At 62.6% G+C, this 15,728-nt stretch carries 15 protein-coding genes and 1 riboswitch; of the genes, 13 read left to right on the top strand and 2 right to left on the bottom strand.

The genetic code is table 11. The annotated features are described in order from the left end of the window. The first annotated feature begins 4 nt into the window (after positions 1-4). The 13 genes from ybeY (at position 5) to AC2FMD_RS02340 (ending at position 14,113) form a co-directional block, all read left to right on the top strand. Positions 5-499 carry an rRNA maturation RNase YbeY gene (ybeY, locus tag AC2FMD_RS02400; RefSeq protein ID WP_496794613.1) on the top strand — a complete coding sequence of 165 codons (495 nt, stop codon included), beginning with the start codon at positions 5-7 and terminating at the stop codon, positions 497-499. A gap of 36 nt (positions 500-535) precedes the next feature. Further along, positions 536-1,420: a hemolysin family protein gene (locus AC2FMD_RS02395; RefSeq protein ID WP_496682560.1), complete on the top strand. Its 885-nt coding sequence runs from the start codon at positions 536-538 to the stop codon at positions 1,418-1,420. After that, positions 1,417-2,922 (top strand): apolipoprotein N-acyltransferase, encoded by a 1,506-nt coding sequence (gene lnt / locus AC2FMD_RS02390; RefSeq protein WP_496743113.1) that lies wholly within the window; start codon positions 1,417-1,419, stop codon positions 2,920-2,922. Before AC2FMD_RS02395 ends, lnt begins: the two co-directional genes overlap by 4 nt. 42 nt (positions 2,923-2,964) lie before the next feature. Continuing rightward, positions 2,965-3,014: riboswitch (SAM-SAH riboswitch) on the top strand. Positions 3,015-3,019: 5 nt separating this feature from the next. Further along, complete coding sequence (gene metK, locus AC2FMD_RS02385) at positions 3,020-4,201, top strand: methionine adenosyltransferase (protein WP_496686899.1); 1,182 nt, start codon at positions 3,020-3,022, stop codon at positions 4,199-4,201. Between the two features lie 127 nt (positions 4,202-4,328). Next, the gene (gene trmB / locus AC2FMD_RS02380; protein WP_496682565.1) at positions 4,329-5,039 is read left to right on the top strand and encodes a tRNA (guanosine(46)-N7)-methyltransferase TrmB; all 711 of its coding nucleotides are present in this window, start codon (positions 4,329-4,331) and stop codon (positions 5,037-5,039) included. 68 nt (positions 5,040-5,107) lie between these two features. Further along, positions 5,108-6,454: a 3-phosphoshikimate 1-carboxyvinyltransferase gene (gene aroA / locus AC2FMD_RS02375; protein WP_496794612.1), complete on the top strand. Its 1,347-nt coding sequence runs from the start codon at positions 5,108-5,110 to the stop codon at positions 6,452-6,454. Then, positions 6,451-7,068 (top strand): (d)CMP kinase, encoded by a 618-nt coding sequence (cmk, locus tag AC2FMD_RS02370; protein ID WP_496743114.1) that lies wholly within the window; start codon positions 6,451-6,453, stop codon positions 7,066-7,068. The genes aroA and cmk overlap by 4 nt, the downstream gene beginning before the upstream one ends. A 320-nt stretch (positions 7,069-7,388) precedes the next feature. Further along, positions 7,389-9,065 (top strand): 30S ribosomal protein S1, encoded by a 1,677-nt coding sequence (rpsA, locus tag AC2FMD_RS02365; protein ID WP_496682571.1) that lies wholly within the window; start codon positions 7,389-7,391, stop codon positions 9,063-9,065. Between the two features lie 273 nt (positions 9,066-9,338). Further along, entirely contained in the window at positions 9,339-9,623 is a 285-nt protein-coding gene (ihfB, locus tag AC2FMD_RS02360; RefSeq protein ID WP_149775649.1) for an integration host factor subunit beta, read from the top strand. Positions 9,624-9,630: 7 nt separating this feature from the next. Continuing rightward, complete coding sequence (locus tag AC2FMD_RS02355; protein WP_496682576.1) at positions 9,631-9,981, top strand: lipopolysaccharide assembly protein LapA domain-containing protein; 351 nt, start codon at positions 9,631-9,633, stop codon at positions 9,979-9,981. 8 nt (positions 9,982-9,989) lie between these two features. After that, complete coding sequence (locus AC2FMD_RS02350) at positions 9,990-10,634, top strand: phosphoribosylanthranilate isomerase (protein ID WP_496686905.1); 645 nt, start codon at positions 9,990-9,992, stop codon at positions 10,632-10,634. 118 nt (positions 10,635-10,752) lie between these two features. Continuing rightward, positions 10,753-12,000, top strand: a complete 1,248-nt coding sequence (gene trpB, locus AC2FMD_RS02345; RefSeq protein WP_496682055.1) for a tryptophan synthase subunit beta — start codon at positions 10,753-10,755, stop codon at positions 11,998-12,000. 457 nt (positions 12,001-12,457) lie between these two features. Then, the gene (locus AC2FMD_RS02340) at positions 12,458-14,113 is read left to right on the top strand and encodes an autotransporter domain-containing protein (protein WP_496794611.1); all 1,656 of its coding nucleotides are present in this window, start codon (positions 12,458-12,460) and stop codon (positions 14,111-14,113) included. A gap of 27 nt (positions 14,114-14,140) precedes the next feature. Here AC2FMD_RS02340 and AC2FMD_RS02335 read toward each other — a convergent pair whose 3' ends face one another. After that, positions 14,141-14,518: a DUF2237 family protein gene (locus tag AC2FMD_RS02335; RefSeq protein WP_496743118.1), complete on the bottom strand. Its 378-nt coding sequence runs from the start codon at positions 14,516-14,518 to the stop codon at positions 14,141-14,143. A 9-nt stretch (positions 14,519-14,527) separates the two neighbouring features. Then, positions 14,528-15,691, bottom strand: a complete 1,164-nt coding sequence (locus AC2FMD_RS02330) for a serine hydrolase domain-containing protein (RefSeq protein WP_496743119.1) — start codon at positions 15,689-15,691, stop codon at positions 14,528-14,530. Between the last annotated feature and the right edge of the window lie 37 nt (positions 15,692-15,728).

The raw sequence follows: 15,728 nt of genomic DNA, 5'->3' as shown, positions 1-15,728 counted from the left end.
CGACATGAACCTGGAGATCTCCATCGAGGATGCCCGCTGGCAGCGGTTGGAGGCGCTGTCCCGCAAGGCGGTTTCGGCAACGCTTGCGCATCTGGGGCTGGACCCCGAGTTGTGCGAGGTCAGCATACTGGGCTGCGACGATGCCCGAATCGCCGAGCTGAACGCCGAATTCCGAGGCAAGCCCGCACCCACAAACGTGCTGAGCTGGCCGGCCGAGGATCTGGCCCCCGAAGATCCCGGTGCCACGCCGCCCTTACCGGAACCGGATTTCACCGGCGAGATCGCGTTGGGCGACATCGCGATCTCGTTCGATACCTGCCGGCGCGAGGCGGAGGAGGTCGGAAAACCGATGGACGACCATGTCACGCATCTGATCGTTCACGGAATGTTGCATTTGTTGGGCTATGACCACGTTCGTGACCAGGACGCCACTGTGATGGAGCGGTGCGAAATCGAAATACTTGGCAAAATGGGTATCGGTAACCCATATAATGCGTGACATGGGGCCTTGTGCCCGATCAACTGGAACAGGAAAATGGGCGACATAGACGGCAGTTCTGGGGCAGCGCAAAGCGCGCATTCACGGAACGGCGACGAAACCAAAGAGAAAAGCGGGCTTTTCTCGCGCTTGCTGGAAGCGTTCTCTCCAAACAGCGAAGACACGGGCGGCGCGGTCAACGGGCATGCGGCCGAAACAGTGCAGCCTCGTGGCATGATCAACCTGCGGCGGATGCGGGTGGAGGACGTGGCCATACCGTCGGCAGATATCGTCTCGGTTCCAGTAACGATCGGCAAGGATGAGCTGGCGCAGGTCTTCCGCGAGAGCGGCCTGTCGCGCATTCCGGTCTATGAGGGCACGTTGGACACGCCGCTTGGCTTCGTCCACCTGAAGGATTTTGCGCTGACCCACGGGTTCAATGGCAGTACCAAGCCGTTCGACCTGCGCTCGATGCTTCGGCCGCTTCTGTTCGTGCCACCGTCCATGCCGATTGGCGTTTTGCTGGCCAAGATGCAGACCGAGCGGCGCCACATGGCGCTGGTGATCGACGAATATGGCGGTGTTGACGGTCTGGTGACCATCGAAGACCTGATCGAACAGGTGGTCGGCGAGATCGAAGACGAGCATGACGCCGACGAAGACCAGATGTGGGTCCAGGAGCGGCCCGGCTGCTACATCGTACAGGCCAAGGCGCCGCTTCAGGATTTCGAGGCCGAGATCGGCAGGTCTCTGACCAATCACGAGGACGTGGACGAGGAAGAAATCGAAACTCTGGGCGGTCTGGTCTTCATGCTTTCAGGGCGCGTGCCGGCGCGAGGCGAGGTGGTCCAACATCCCGACGGGCCGGAATTCGAGGTGATCGATGCCGACCCGCGCCGGATCAAGCGTTTGCGCGTGATGGTGCCGGATATGGCTGCATGAACCCAGCAAAGCGGTGGTCGCCCGCTGTGCGGTACCTGGCGGCCGCCGGGCTGGGTGTGGTTGCGGCATTCGGTCTGGCGCCCTTTGGGTATTGGTGGGCCACTGCTGTATCGTTGGTTCTGTTGACGCCGCTGTTCTTGGCCAGCGAGACCCGCACGGGCGCGGCCGCAGTCGGCTGGTTTTTTGCGACCGGCTATTTCGCGCATGCGCTCTCGTGGATCATCGAGCCGTTTCTGGTTGAGCCCGAACGCCATGGCTGGATGGCGCCGTTTGCGCTCGTGTTCATGGCGGGCGGGCTGGCCCTGTTCTGGGCGGTGGCGTTTGGGCTGGTGCATCGGGTGCGGGGAACGGCGATCCGCCGGGCCATGTTGCTGGCGCTGGCCGTGTCCCTGGCCGAGTTTGCGCGCGGATATGCTCTGACGGGGTTCCCTTGGGCGGGTCTGGCGCAGATCTGGGTGGATACGTATGTCGCGCAGGTATTGGCCCTGGTCGGCCCCTATGGTCTGGGTGCGCTGACCCTGTTTTTGTTTCTGCCGCTGGGCGCTGCTTTGGTTGGCGATCGTCCGGCGCGGCATGCGGTGGGGTCTTTGGTCGCGATTGCGGTCTGTGCCGGGCTGGGTACGGCCTATGCCGCCATGCGGCCACCGGTTGCGCAGACCGGAAAGATCGTTCGCCTGAACCAGCCAAATGCCCCCCAGCACCAGAAATGGGACCCAGCCTTCACGCCCGTGTTCTTTGCGCGCCAGATCGAGTTCACGGCCGCCGAACCCAGGCCCCACCTGATCGTCTGGCCCGAAACCTCGGTGCCGGCGTGGCTGGACAGCGCGCAGCCCTATCTCGACGCCATTGCCGATGCCGCGCAGGGCACCCCGATGGTTCTGGGAATTCAGCGGGCCGAGGGGCTGCGCATCTACAACTCGGTGGTGTATCTGGATGAATCCGGAAAGCGGGCAGGCCTGTATGACAAACATCATCTAGTGCCGTTTGGCGAATACATCCCCTTGGGCGATCTGCTGGAGCGGTTCGGGCTGAGCGGCCTGGCCGCCACGACCGGAAGCGGATTCAGCGCCGGTCCCGGTCCGCGCCTGTTGCGGGCCGGAGATCTGGGGAGCGTTCTGCCGCTGATCTGCTACGAGGCCATTTTCCCGCAGATTGCCGCCGCCGGACCTGAACGGCCCAGCCTGCTGTTGCAGGTCACCAACGATGCCTGGTTCGGGACTCGGTCGGGCCCGTACCAGCACTTGGCCCAGGCCAGAATGCGTGCGATCGAACAGGGGCTGCCGCTGGCCCGGTCTGCCAATACCGGCGTTTCGGCGATGATCGACCCGCTGGGCAACGTGACCGCTGCGCTGCCGCTGGGCCAGGCGGGGCATGTCGATGCCGGCCTGCCGCTGCCATTGCCGCCGACCCCTTATTCGCGGTTCGGGGATTTTCCGGTGTTTGTGCTTCTGGTGGGCCTGTTCGTGCTGCTTGGGCGCAACGTTCGGCCTGTTGGCGAATAAATACCGATTGACCGTCTGTTTCTGGGGGCGTATCCCGTCGGATGCCCGTCACAACGGCTTCCTGGCGTGACGGGGGAAATCTTAATGGAGCGCTTTCATGTCCCGACAGAACTACACCTTTACTTCGGAATCCGTTTCCGAAGGGCATCCCGATAAGGTCTGTGACCGTATTTCCGATGCAGTCCTCGATGCCTTTCTGAGCGAAGAACCCGAAGCGCGCGTAGCGTGTGAGACCTTTGCCACTACCGATCGTGTTGTGATCGGGGGTGAGGTCGGGCTGTCGGATCAGGAGCGGCTCCATGACTACATGGGCCGGATCGAAGAGATCGCGCGCGCCTGTATCAAGGATATCGGGTACGAGCAGGACAAGTTCCACCACGAAACGGTCGAGGTGACGAACCTGCTTCACGAGCAATCCGCGCATATCGCACAGGGGGTGAATGCGTCGGGCGACAAAGACGAAGGCGCAGGCGATCAGGGCATCATGTTCGGTTACGCCACAACGGAAACCCCGGCCCTGATGCCGGCGCCGATCCAGTATGCGCATGCAATCCTGCGCCGCCTGGCCGAGGTTCGCAAAAGCGGCGCCGAGCCTGCGCTGGGACCCGATGCCAAGTCGCAGTTGTCGGTGATCTACCGCAACGGCAAGCCGGTGGGCGTCAGCTCGATCGTGCTGTCCACGCAGCATCTGGACGAAGCGTTGACGTCGGACGACATCCGCCAGATCGTCGAACCCTATGTGCGAGAGATCCTGCCCGAAGGCTGGCTGACCGACCAGACCGACTGGCATGTGAACCCCACCGGCAAGTTCGTCATCGGCGGCCCCGACGGCGATGCCGGCCTTACCGGGCGCAAGATCATCGTCGATACCTATGGCGGTGCGGCCCCGCATGGGGGTGGGGCGTTTTCGGGCAAGGACCCGACCAAGGTCGACCGGTCGGCGGCCTATGCCGCGCGGTATCTGGCCAAGAACGTCGTGGCCGCCGGCATGGCCGAGCGTTGCACGATCCAGCTGAGCTATGCGATCGGCGTGTCCAAGCCGCTTTCGATCTACGCCGACACCCACGGCACCGGACAGGTTGACGACGCCTCGATTGAACGGGCCGTCGGGCAGGTAATGGACCTGACCCCGCGCGGCATCCGCGAGCATCTGCAACTGAACAGGCCGATCTATCAGCGCACCGCGGCCTATGGGCATTTCGGGCGTGAACCGGATGCCGACGGCGGCTTCAGCTGGGAGCGGACCGATCTGGTCGAGGCCTTGAAAAAGGCTGTCTGAGCCGGCATCGGCAAACAAAACACGGCATGGCGCGTCCGATGTGGCGCGCCGTTTCCGTTTCGAAGGGCGCCCCTCCGGCGCGGCCCGACCCTTGCAACGCAAACGCCGCCGCAGTAAGGGCACCGGCATGAGCACCCAGTCACCCGAACGCCCCCGCAGAAACTTCTACGGCCGCTTCAAGGGCAAGACCCTGAAGCCCAGCCAAAAGACCTATCTGTCCGAGGACCTGGCCGCCCTGTCGCCGGGCGCGGTGGATTGGGACAGCAACCCCGACCGCACCCCGATCGACCTAGACGCGCTGTTCGGCGGCAAGCCGGTATGGCTTGAGGTCGGGTTCGGCGGTGGTGAGCATCTGGTGCACCAGGCGCAGCAGAACCCCGATATCGGCATCATCGGCGCCGAGCCGTTCATCAACGGCGTGGCCATGCTGCTGGGCAAGATCCGCCGGGCCGAAGTGACCAACCTGGCGGTGCATCCCGGCGATGTGCGCGACCTGTTCGACGTGCTGCCCGATGCCAGCATTTCGCGCGCGTTTCTGCTCTATCCCGATCCGTGGCCCAAAAAGCGGCACCACCGCCGCCGCTTCGTGACGCCCGAGCATCTGGAGCCGCTGGCACGTGTGCTGAAACCCGGCGCGATTTTCCGCGTGGCGACTGATATCCCGGACTACGTCCGCCAGACACTCGAGGAAGTGCCCCGCGCCGGTTTCGAATGGCTGGCCGAGGGCCCCGAGGATTGGCGCAAGCCGTGGGACGACTGGATTTCCACCCGCTACGAGCAGAAAGCCCTGCGTGAAGGCCGCACGCCGCACTACCTGACGTTCCGCCGCAACGGGTGATTGCGGCTGGACGCTGCGGCGCCAATTCGCTAATCGGCAGGGGCACTGATAGCGCAAAAGGAGCCCTCATGTCCGGACACGGCACGCCCATCCCGATGACCTCGCATCCCTGCGGCCCGCTGACCGGCACGGCCGAAGTGCCGGGCGACAAGTCGATTTCGCACCGCTCTCTAATCCTTGGGGCGATGGCCGTGGGCGAGACCCGGATCTCGGGCCTGCTGGAAGGCGAAGACGTTCTGGACACTGCCAAGGCGATGCGCGCGTTCGGAGCCGAGGTGATCTCGCACGGGAATGGCGAATGGACGGTGCACGGCGTCGGCGTGGGCGGCTTTTCCGAGCCGGATCAGGTGATCGACTGCGGCAACTCGGGCACGGGCGTGCGCCTGATCATGGGCGCGATGGCCACCAGCCCGATCAGCGCGACCTTCACCGGCGATGCCAGCCTGAACAAGCGCCCGATGGCGCGGGTGACCGATCCGTTGGCCCTGTTCGGGGCACAGGCCGTGGGCCGCTCGGGCGGGCGCCTGCCCATGACGATCGTCGGCGCGGCCGATCCGGTGCCGGTGTGGTACGAAGTGCCGGTGCCCTCGGCCCAGGTGAAATCAGCTGTTCTGCTGGCCGGCCTGAACGCGCCCGGCAAGACCGTGGTGATCGAGAAGGAAGCCACCCGTGACCATTCCGAGCGGATGTTGGCGGGGTTTGGCGCCGAAATCACGGTCGAGGACACCGACGAAGGCCGGGTCATTACCCTGACCGGCCGGCCCGAGTTGAAGCCGCAGGTGATCGCCGTGCCGCGCGATCCGTCCAGCGCTGCCTTCCCGGTCTGTGCGGCGTTGATCACGCCGGACTCGGACGTTCTGGTGCCGGGCATCGGCCTGAACCCCACGCGTGCCGGCCTGTTCACCACGCTGCGCGAGATGGGTGCCGATCTGACCTATGAAAACATGCGCGAGGAAGGCGGCGAGCCGGTTGCCGATCTGCGTGCGCGCTACTCGCCCGACATGAAGGGCATCGACGTCCCGCCCGAACGCGCGGCCTCGATGATCGACGAGTATCCGGTGCTGTCGGTGGTTGCGGCCAACGCGACCGGCAAGACGATGATGGGCGGCGTCAAGGAACTGCGCGTCAAGGAAAGCGACCGCATCGACGCCATGGCGCGTGGCTTGCGGGCCAACGGCGTCACGGTTGACGAGGGCGATGACTGGTGGTCGGTCGACGGGCTGGGCATTGGCGGCGTGCCCGGCGGCGGCACCTGCGCAAGCTTTCTGGACCATCGCATCGCTATGTCTTTCATGGTGATGGGCATGGGCGCGCAACAGGCGGTCTCGGTTGATGATGGGAGCCCCATCGCGACCTCGTTCCCGATCTTCGAGCCGTTGATGAACGGCTTGGGCGCCAAGGTCGAGCGCACATGAGCTTTACCGTCGCCATCGACGGCCCGGCCGCTGCGGGAAAGGGCACGATCTCCAAGGCCGTGGCCGCGCATTTCGGGCTGGCGCACCTGGATACGGGGCTGCTGTATCGTGCAGTCGGCCGGCGCACGCTGGACGGCACCGACCCGGTCGAGGCTGCGCGGTCCCTGACGGCCGAGGAGTTGGAACAGGGCGATCTGCGCACTGCCGAGATCGCGCAGGCGGCGTCGAAGGTGGCGGTGATTCCCGAGGTGCGCGCAGCCCTTGTCGATTTCCAGCGCAGCTTTGCCCGGCGGGCCGGCGGCGCGGTGCTGGACGGGCGCGATATCGGTACGGTGATCTGCCCCGAGGCCGAGGTGAAGCTGTTCGTCACCGCCAGCCCCGAAGTCCGCGCCGAACGGCGCTATCTGGAACTGGTGGGAAAGGGCACGGATGTGACCCGCGCGCAGGTTTTGGCCGATGTCCGCGAGCGCGACGCGCGGGATGCCGAACGCAGCACAGCCCCGATGAAACCGGCCGACGATGCCGTTCTTTTGGACACCACGGACCTGAGCATCGAGGCCGCTTTGGAAAAGGCGATCACCGTCATTCAGGAAAAGCTGTCCTCGGGCATGTGAGGCCGCGGATAAACCGTTTGAAAATGCCGGGCCGCGAACAGCAGGGTGGCCGCCCGGGCGCTGGAGTGACCGCCCGAGCCTGCATGGCATCGCCGAATGCGCCGGAATCGCCCGGAAACCCTTGCGGTGCGGCCGCCAAGTTGCTACAGAGCGCCCGTCGACAAGGCAATTTGAGCCATAAAACAATGAGACGAGCAGGGTCGGACACAACCGGCCCTCTTTGTTTTGTGGCACTGTTTCAGGTTGCCGGACCAACTCCAAGACCGGCGGAGACAACCGCTCGGCCAGAAAAAACGTTATGCAAAGGAAAACAACGCCACATGGCTAACGCAACCATGGAGGAATTCGAAGCCCTCCTGAACGAAAGCTTCGAAATGGACACCCCCGAAGAGGGTTCGGTTGTCAAAGGCAAGGTCATCGCGATCGAAGCGGGCCAAGCCATCATCGACGTCGGCTACAAGATGGAAGGCCGGGTCGATCTGAAAGAATTCGCAAATCCCGGCGAAGCCCCTGAAATCGCTGTTGGCGACGAGGTCGAAGTGTACCTGCGCGCCGCGGAAAACGCCCGTGGCGAAGCCGTCATCTCGCGCGAGATGGCCCGCCGTGAAGAGGCCTGGGATCGTCTGGAAAAAGCCTATGCCGACGACGAGCGCGTCGAAGGTGCCATCTTCGGCCGCGTCAAGGGCGGCTTCACCGTGGATCTGGGTGGCGCAGTTGCGTTCCTGCCCGGCAGCCAGGTTGACGTGCGCCCCGTGCGCGACGCGGGCCCGCTGATGGGTCTGAAGCAGCCGTTCCAGATCCTGAAGATGGACCGCCGCCGTGGCAACATCGTCGTGTCGCGTCGCGCCATCCTGGAAGAATCGCGTGCCGAACAGCGCGCCGAAGTCATCGGCAACCTGTCCGAGGGCCAGACCGTCGAGGGTGTCGTCAAGAACATCACCGAATACGGTGCCTTTGTTGATCTGGGTGGCGTTGACGGCCTGCTGCACGTCACCGACATGGCATGGCGCCGTGTGAACCACCCGTCGGAAATCCTGTCGATCGGCGAGACCATCAAGGTTCAGGTCATCAAGATCAACAAGGAAACCCACCGCATCAGCCTGGGCATGAAGCAGCTGCAGGAAGATCCGTGGGATCTGGTTGCCGCCAAATACCCGCTGGGTTCGGTGCACAAGGGTCGCGTCACCAATATCACCGACTACGGTGCGTTCGTCGAGCTCGAGCCCGGTGTCGAAGGTCTGGTGCACGTGTCCGAGATGTCCTGGACCAAGAAGAACGTCCACCCCGGCAAGATCGTTTCGACCAGCCAGGAAGTCGACGTCATGGTTCTGGAAATCGACGGCGCCAAGCGTCGCGTGTCTCTGGGCCTCAAGCAGACCCAGCGCAACCCGTGGGAAGTGTTTGCAGAAACGCACCCCGAGGGCACTCAGGTCGAAGGCGAAGTCAAGAACATCACCGAATTCGGTCTGTTCATCGGCTTGGAAGGCGACATCGACGGCATGGTGCACCTGTCCGACCTTTCGTGGGACGAGCGTGGCGAAGATGCCATCCAGAACTACCGCAAGGGCGACGTCGTTCAGGCGGTCGTTTCGGAAGTTGATGTTGAAAAAGAGCGGATCTCGCTGTCGATCAAAGCCCTGGGCGGTGACAAGTTCGCCGAAGCCGTGGGCGGCGTGAAGCGTGGCTCGGTCATCACCGTCGAAGTGACCGCGATCGAAGATGGCGGCATCGAGGTGGAATACGAAGGCATGAAGTCCTTCATCCGCCGTTCGGACCTGAGCCGCGACCGTGCCGAACAGCGCCCCGAGCGTTTCTCGGTCGGTGACAAGGTCGATGTCCGCGTGACCAACGTTGACAGCAAGACCCGCCGTCTGGGCCTGTCGATCAAGGCGCGCGAAATCGCCGAAGAGAAAGAAGCCGTTCAACAGTACGGCTCGTCGGACTCGGGCGCATCGCTGGGCGACATTCTGGGCGCCGCGCTGAAGTCGGGCGACTAAGCCCGGCCCAACGGCACAGACCCGAATTGGCGGCCCCGTACATCCGTGCGGGGCCGTTTCTTTTTCGAATCAACGCGTTCTGAAAATCCGGGTTAATCGGCATTAGGTTCATGCTTGTTTCCCCGAAATTACACGTCGCTGCGCGAATTTCGCGTTCTTTTCTGCAAATTGCGCCCCGGACGGCCAGAGTTTGCGTTCCCCATGCCAGCGTTTTTTCCTATACTGTCCAAACCAGTAGACGAGACGACACGGTGACCTGGGAGGGTAGCACGCATGATCCGTTCAGAACTGATTCAGAAGATTGCCGATGAAAACCCGCATCTGTACCAGCGCGATGTTGAGCGGATCGTGAATACCGTTTTCGAAGAAATCACTGACGCCATGTCACGTGGCGACCGTGTCGAGCTGCGCGGTTTTGGCGCATTTTCGGTGAAAAAACGGGATGCACGCGTTGGCCGCAACCCGCGCACCGGTGAAACCGTTCAGGTCGAGGAAAAATGCGTGCCGTTTTTCAAGACAGGGAAGTTGCTAAGGGACCGTTTGAACGGTAAGGCGTGATCTCATGATGCGCTACATTCGATACGGGTTCCTGGCGGCGCTGGGAATCGTCCTGGTCTCAGTCTCCTTGGCCAACCGGCAAATGGTACAGTTAAAGCTGATGCCAGATGCCTTGGCCGAGTTGCTGGGCTTCAATCTTTCGACAAATCTGCCCCTGTTTCTTGTGGTCCTGGGCGGCGTGGTCGCCGGTCTTGTCATCGGTTTTCTGTGGGAGTGGTTGCGCGAGCACAAGCATCGCCGCGATGCGTCGGTGAAATCCACCGAGGTGCGCAAGCTTGAGCGAGAGGTCAAAAAGCTGAAGAAAAAACAGAGCGAGGGTGAGGACGATGTGCTTGCCCTGCTGGACGAGGCCAGCTGAGCGTACTGATGCCCGGCGAAATCAGCGTCAAGATCTGCGGCCTGACCGCACCGGATGCGTTGCGTGCCGCCGTTGATGCGGGCGCGCGCTATGTGGGGTTCGTGTTTTTTCCGAAATCTCCGCGGCATCTGGAACCCGCCGCAGCGCGCGACCTGACAAGCCATGTCCCCGTGGGGGTGGCCAAGGTCGCTTTGACGGTCGATGCCACCGATGCCGAGCTGGACCGGCTGTTGGACATGGTTCCGCTGGACATGCTTCAGCTTCACGGCAAGGAGAACCCCGCGCGCGTTTCCGAGATTCGTAGCCGTTTCGGCCTGCCGGTGATGAAGGCCATTGGCGTTGCGGACGAGGCGGACCTGGCAGCGATCGACCTCTATTCCGACGTGGCCGACCAGTTGCTGATCGACGCCAAGCCTCCCAAGAACGCCGATCTTCCGGGGGGCAATGGGTTGGCCTTCGATTGGCGGCTGCTGGCCGGGCGTAAATATTGGCGCCGGCCTTGGATGCTGGCCGGAGGGTTGACGCCTGACAACGTGGCCGAAGCAGTGCGGATGACCGGCGCACGGCAGGTCGATGTCTCGTCGGGCGTGGAATCGGCGCCGGGCGTCAAGGACCCGGCTCTGATCGACGCCTTCATTCGCGCGACGCGATGACCGCCCAGGGCTGTTGGCGCCGGGCTGAGCGGTTTGCCTCGCCCCGATTGCCGCGATTTGCGATGGCAAATCCCGCCGCCAGCACCTATGAACGTTGGGCAAGATGATGGAGACCACCATGGCCAATGATCTGTTCAATTCCTTCATGTCCGGCCCGGATGAAAACGGCCGCTTTGGCATCTTCGGCGGGCGGTTCGTCAGCGAAACGCTGATGCCGCTGATCCTGTCGCTGGAGGAGGAGTACGAGAAGGCCAAGACCGACCCGAGTTTCTGGGCTGAGATGGATGATCTGTGGGCCAATTATGTCGGCCGTCCGTCGCCCCTTTATCATGCCGAACGCCTGACCGAGCATCTGGGCGGTGCCAAGATCTATATGAAGCGCGACGAGCTGAACCACACCGGCGCGCACAAGATCAACAACGTGCTGGGTCAGATCATCCTGGCGCGTCGCATGGGAAAGACCCGGATCATCGCCGAAACCGGGGCCGGGCAGCACGGTGTCGCCACCGCGACGGTCTGCGCCAAGTTTGGTCTGAAATGCGTGGTCTACATGGGTGCGCATGATGTCCAGCGGCAGGCGCCCAACGTGTTCCGCATGCGTTTGCTGGGGGCTGAGGTGATTCCGGTGACCTCGGGCCGCGGTACCCTGAAGGACGCGATGAACGACGCGCTGCGCGACTGGGTGACCAATGTGCGCGACACGTTCTATTGCATCGGTACGGTCGCCGGGCCGCACCCGTACCCGGCGATGGTCCGCGACTTCCAGTCGATCATCGGCAAGGAAGCCAAGGAGCAGATGATGAAGGCCGAGGGTCGTCTGCCGGACACGATCATCGCGGCGATCGGCGGCGGCTCGAACGCCATGGGGCTGTTTTATCCGTTCCTGGATGATCCTTCGGTCAACATCATCGGCGTCGAAGCGGGCGGCAAGGGCGTCAACCAAAAGATGGAGCATTGCGCCTCGCTCACGGGCGGTCGGCCCGGCGTGCTGCATGGCAACCGGACTTATCTGCTGCAGGATGACGACGGCCAGATCCTCGAGGGGTATTCGATCTCGGCCGGACTCGACTATCCGGGCATCGGCCCCGAACATTCATGGCTGCACGATATCGGGCGCGCGCAATATGTGTCGATCACCGACAAAGAAGCTCTTGAGGCGTTCCAGCTTTGCTGCGCGACCGAGGGCATCATTCCCGCGCTCGAACCCAGCCACGCACTGGCGCATGTCATGAAGATCGCGCCGGAGCTGCCCAAGGATCACATCATCTGCATGAACATGTGCGGACGCGGCGACAAGGACGTGCAAACAGTCGCCAAGTATCTGAACTTCGATATGTCCGACACCGAAGGGCGCGACGCGGGCTGACCGGCCTCCCAGCGTCGGAAGATTGCGTTCTCGGGGCCTTGCAGCCCCGGAACCGCAGCCTTTGGCCGACCTTGTTTCCGGTGCGGGTCGAGTGCGCATTAGTCGTTCAAATTGTTGACAGCTCAGGCCTAAGCCGATGGTCGTCCAACACCAGGGTGGTCGCGTATCCGGGCAACGGCGTTGGGATGCCGGTTGCCATAGAAACTACATTTTTCGATATCCTAAGCCGGTCCATCGATCCCGCGCGCCCGTGTGTGGAAATCAACCCTTGTGTCGCGGAGGCAGCAGACGAATGGTGACTCGCTTGCGGAATCTGTACAGCGGATTTCGGTTCAATTAGCCTCAAGTCAAGAATGTATGTGGGTGCGGTGGGAACAGACCCCCAAGCATGATTGACGATTGCACGGCGCGGCTTGGCAAACCTTGGCCGCCCGCGGTGGTGACTTAGGAGATTGGGATGGTTTGGTCGGTCTTGCGCAAGTCTTTGGTTCTGCTGTTGGCGGCCATGTTCGTGTTAATTGGCGAGTGGCGGCAGGCCCGGGCCTTCGGTCCGCCACAGTTCATCGGATCGACAGTGACGACGCCGAATGGCGGCAACATCTTCTTTACTAATCTTCAGGGAACTTCGACAGCTTTCGTCTCGCTTGGCGGTTCGGGCGAGGTGCCGGGTGGGGCCATCTACAGCGGGGGTTTCATCTTTCCTTTGCCGGCGGTAACGCCTGCCGGCTTGACAGCTTTGGGCTGGGTGGACGTGACCATCCTCAGCCAGAACGGAGCCGATGCGACCTATTCCACCGATGGCTACATGGGGGTGGTATTCACCGCCCGCGAAACACCAGGCGGCCAACTCTACCGATACGAGATCGCGCTGTCTGGCGTCACCACCACGCAGATCATCAACACCCGAACTGCCGTGGACACCACACGCCCGACAGTGACGATCAGCCCCTTGTCGGCGACTTCCGGCGGGCAGTATCAGGCGACGATCACGCTCAGCGAGCCCAGCACGAATTTCGTGGTGGGCGATCTGTCGGCTACCAATGCCACCGCCGCGATGACGGGTTCAGGAGCAAATTACGTGGCGACGCTGACGCCGCAAAGCAACGGGCCGATCGAATTATTCGTGCCTGCAAACGTGTTTACCGATGCAGCCGGAAACCCGAACTTAGCTTCGAACCGGGTCAGCTCGGTCCAGCCCGTGGTGAATACCCAACGGTTGATTCAGGCCTTTCAGAATGCGCGGGCTAACAGCCTGGTTTCCAATCAGCCCAAGCTGACGCCGTTCCTCTCGGAACCCGGAGGCGGCGTTCTGGATGCCACTGCGACGCAAGGGGCGGGATATCTGAACTTTGCCAGCAGCCGGGCCTATCCGATCTGGTTCAACCTGACCGGGAACTGGAGTTCACAGGACGATTTCGACAGCTCTTATGCGCTGGCGGTCATGGGCGCGCACCGGCAGATCAATCCGAATTTGCTTGTGGGGGGCATGGTGCAGATCGACTATGCCAAGACCGAGGATGGTGTGGGCGATGTCGATGGGACGGGCTGGCTGATCGGCCCCTACGTCGTGGCCAAGATGCCCGGGCAGCCGGTGTTCTTCGAAGGCCGTGCGCTGTATGGGCAAGCCAGCAACGAAATTTCGCCGTTCGGCACCTACACGGACAAGTTCGACAGTGATCGCTGGCTGGTTCAAACTCGCGTGACCGGTCAGATGCAGTATGGGGACCTGACCCTGATGCCGCTTCTGGACGTCAGCTATGCCTCCGATGACCAGAAGGCTTATTCCGACGGGTTGGGAAACCGGATCCCGGATCAGGACTTCAGCCTGACGACGGCCAGGCTGGGTCTGGATTTCAGTCGCCCCATTGTGGTGTCGCGTGGCGAGATGACGCTGACCGGCGGCCTGTCGGGGGTCTGGAGCAGCACCTCGGGCGCCGGGACCGCCGTCGGAGTGGCTCCGATCGGGGATACCACACGCGGCCGGGCCGATCTTGGGCTTGACTACCGGTTGGAAAACAGCAGCACGCTGTCAGCCGGGATCTATTATGACGGTATCGGCGAAAGCGGTTTCGAAAGCTATGCGGTCAACGTGATGTGGCGAATGGCGTTCTGACGCATCTGGTCGGGCATCGCTTCGCTGTCAGTCGGCTGGCGCCCGGTAGGATGCAAGCACGCTCAGCGGCACGATTTCGAGCGCGCGCTGATGGGTCGCTTCGAGATGCACGAGGGGCGCGCAGCCCTCGTCATGCGCCTGCAGGAACCGGCCGGCGCAAAGGCACCAGCGGTCGCCGGGCTTTAGACCGGGAAAGTCGAACTCGGGCCGCGGCGTGCTGAGGTCGTTGCCGACATATTTCGAATAGGCCAAAAACTCGGCCGTCATCACCGCGCAGACCGTGTGGTTGCCACGATCTTCGGGGCAGGTATTGCAGGCCCCGTCACGGAAGAACCCTGTCAGCGGTTTCCGCGAACACGGGGCCAGAACCCCGCCCAATACGTTGATGCTGTCCTGTTTCTGCATGACCCCATCTTACAGGCTTTGGGCGATCTTGCGGAACATTTCGATGTTCTGTTCGTTGACGCCGGACTCGCGGAACTTTCGATCAGCCCCCGTGGCCACGATCAGGACGCCGCGAGGTTGGTCGAAATACATGTACTGCCCATAGACGCCGCGGGCCAGAAACTCGCCTTCATGTGCCCCAACCGGGATCCACCATTGATAGCCATAGCCGATTTTTTCCGGTTCGGTCGGAGCGGTGGGCCAGGTCGATTCCGGGATCCAGTCGGCCGGCACCATCTGGCGGCCGTCGTGTACACCGTTCTGCAGGATCATCTGCCCAAACCGCGCATAGTCGCGGGTGGTGAAGTTCAGCCCGCCCAGCACGAAGGCCACGCCAGCCCCGTCGGTGACATAGTAGCCATCGCGCGCCAATCCCAGCGGCTGTACGATTTTCTCCGTCAGCAGGTCGGGAATACTGCGGCCGGTGGCGCCGCGGATAACCATCCCCACGACATGGGTGTCGATCGAGACATATTGCCAGACTTCGCCGGGGGTGGCGAAACTCTCGGTAAGCGCGGCAGTGAAATCGTCCAATTCTCGACCCAGGGCCACCACGCGCCCCATCCGGTTGATGTCGGAATTGGGGTCCAGGTAGTCTTCGTCAAAGGTCACGCCGCTGGCCATGTTCAGCACATTGCGGATCGTGGCGGGTTCGTAGGCGCTGCCTTTTAGCTTGGGGGCATATTTGACGACCGGATCGTCCAGTGACTCGATGGCCCCTTCGTTCATGACGATGCCAAACAGCGCCGACAGATAGCTTTTGGCCATCGACCATGAAACCCGCCGGTCATCCGGCCCGGTGCCCATATAGTATTCCTCGAACCGGATCTGGCCATCCTGCATCACCAGCAGGGATGTCACCGCCCTCTCCTCGATCCAGTCCTGGCTGCCCTCAGGCAGGTCAAACGCGGGGCCGTAGGGCAACTCCCAGGTCGGGCCATCTCCGCGGGGCAGGGGGGTCGTCAGAAAAGCCTGATCCATGTGCGAGAAGTTGTGGACGATCTTTTCCTCGGAAAACAGAGAGTTCACGGCCAGCAACCGCTGGATCTCTTCCCGTTTCCAGACGCCGACGACGACGGCGGCCAGCGCCAGCATCAGCACGATGCGCAGCAGCCATTTCAGGACCGTTTTCATGTTTCCCTCCCCTGTTGACGGCATTGGAGCGCGATGC

Source organism: Ruegeria sp. BHSC276 (assembly GCF_059612945.1).
This window is presented reverse-complemented; position numbering and strand designations above follow the sequence as displayed.

Bases quoted from the DNA above. Each gene is read 5' to 3' on its own strand.
- rpsA (WP_496682571.1), top strand. From the start codon at position 7,389: ATGGCTAACGCAACCATGGAGGAATTCGAAGCCCTCCTGAACGAAAGC.
- ybeY (WP_496794613.1), top strand. From the start codon at position 5: ATGAACCTGGAGATCTCCATCGAGGATGCCCGCTGGCAGCGGTTGGAG.
- metK (WP_496686899.1), top strand. From the start codon at position 3,020: ATGTCCCGACAGAACTACACCTTTACTTCGGAATCCGTTTCCGAAGGG.
- AC2FMD_RS02395 (WP_496682560.1), top strand. From the start codon at position 536: ATGGGCGACATAGACGGCAGTTCTGGGGCAGCGCAAAGCGCGCATTCA.
- AC2FMD_RS02355 (WP_496682576.1), top strand. From the start codon at position 9,631: ATGCGCTACATTCGATACGGGTTCCTGGCGGCGCTGGGAATCGTCCTG.
- lnt (WP_496743113.1), top strand. From the start codon at position 1,417: ATGAACCCAGCAAAGCGGTGGTCGCCCGCTGTGCGGTACCTGGCGGCC.
- AC2FMD_RS02340 (WP_496794611.1), top strand. From the start codon at position 12,458: ATGGTTTGGTCGGTCTTGCGCAAGTCTTTGGTTCTGCTGTTGGCGGCC.
- aroA (WP_496794612.1), top strand. From the start codon at position 5,108: ATGTCCGGACACGGCACGCCCATCCCGATGACCTCGCATCCCTGCGGC.
- ihfB (WP_149775649.1), top strand. From the start codon at position 9,339: ATGATCCGTTCAGAACTGATTCAGAAGATTGCCGATGAAAACCCGCAT.
- cmk (WP_496743114.1), top strand. From the start codon at position 6,451: ATGAGCTTTACCGTCGCCATCGACGGCCCGGCCGCTGCGGGAAAGGGC.
- trpB (WP_496682055.1), top strand. From the start codon at position 10,753: ATGGCCAATGATCTGTTCAATTCCTTCATGTCCGGCCCGGATGAAAAC.
- AC2FMD_RS02350 (WP_496686905.1), top strand. From the start codon at position 9,990: ATGCCCGGCGAAATCAGCGTCAAGATCTGCGGCCTGACCGCACCGGAT.
- AC2FMD_RS02335 (WP_496743118.1), bottom strand. From the start codon at position 14,518: ATGCAGAAACAGGACAGCATCAACGTATTGGGCGGGGTTCTGGCCCCG.
- AC2FMD_RS02330 (WP_496743119.1), bottom strand. From the start codon at position 15,691: ATGAAAACGGTCCTGAAATGGCTGCTGCGCATCGTGCTGATGCTGGCG.
- trmB (WP_496682565.1), top strand. From the start codon at position 4,329: ATGAGCACCCAGTCACCCGAACGCCCCCGCAGAAACTTCTACGGCCGC.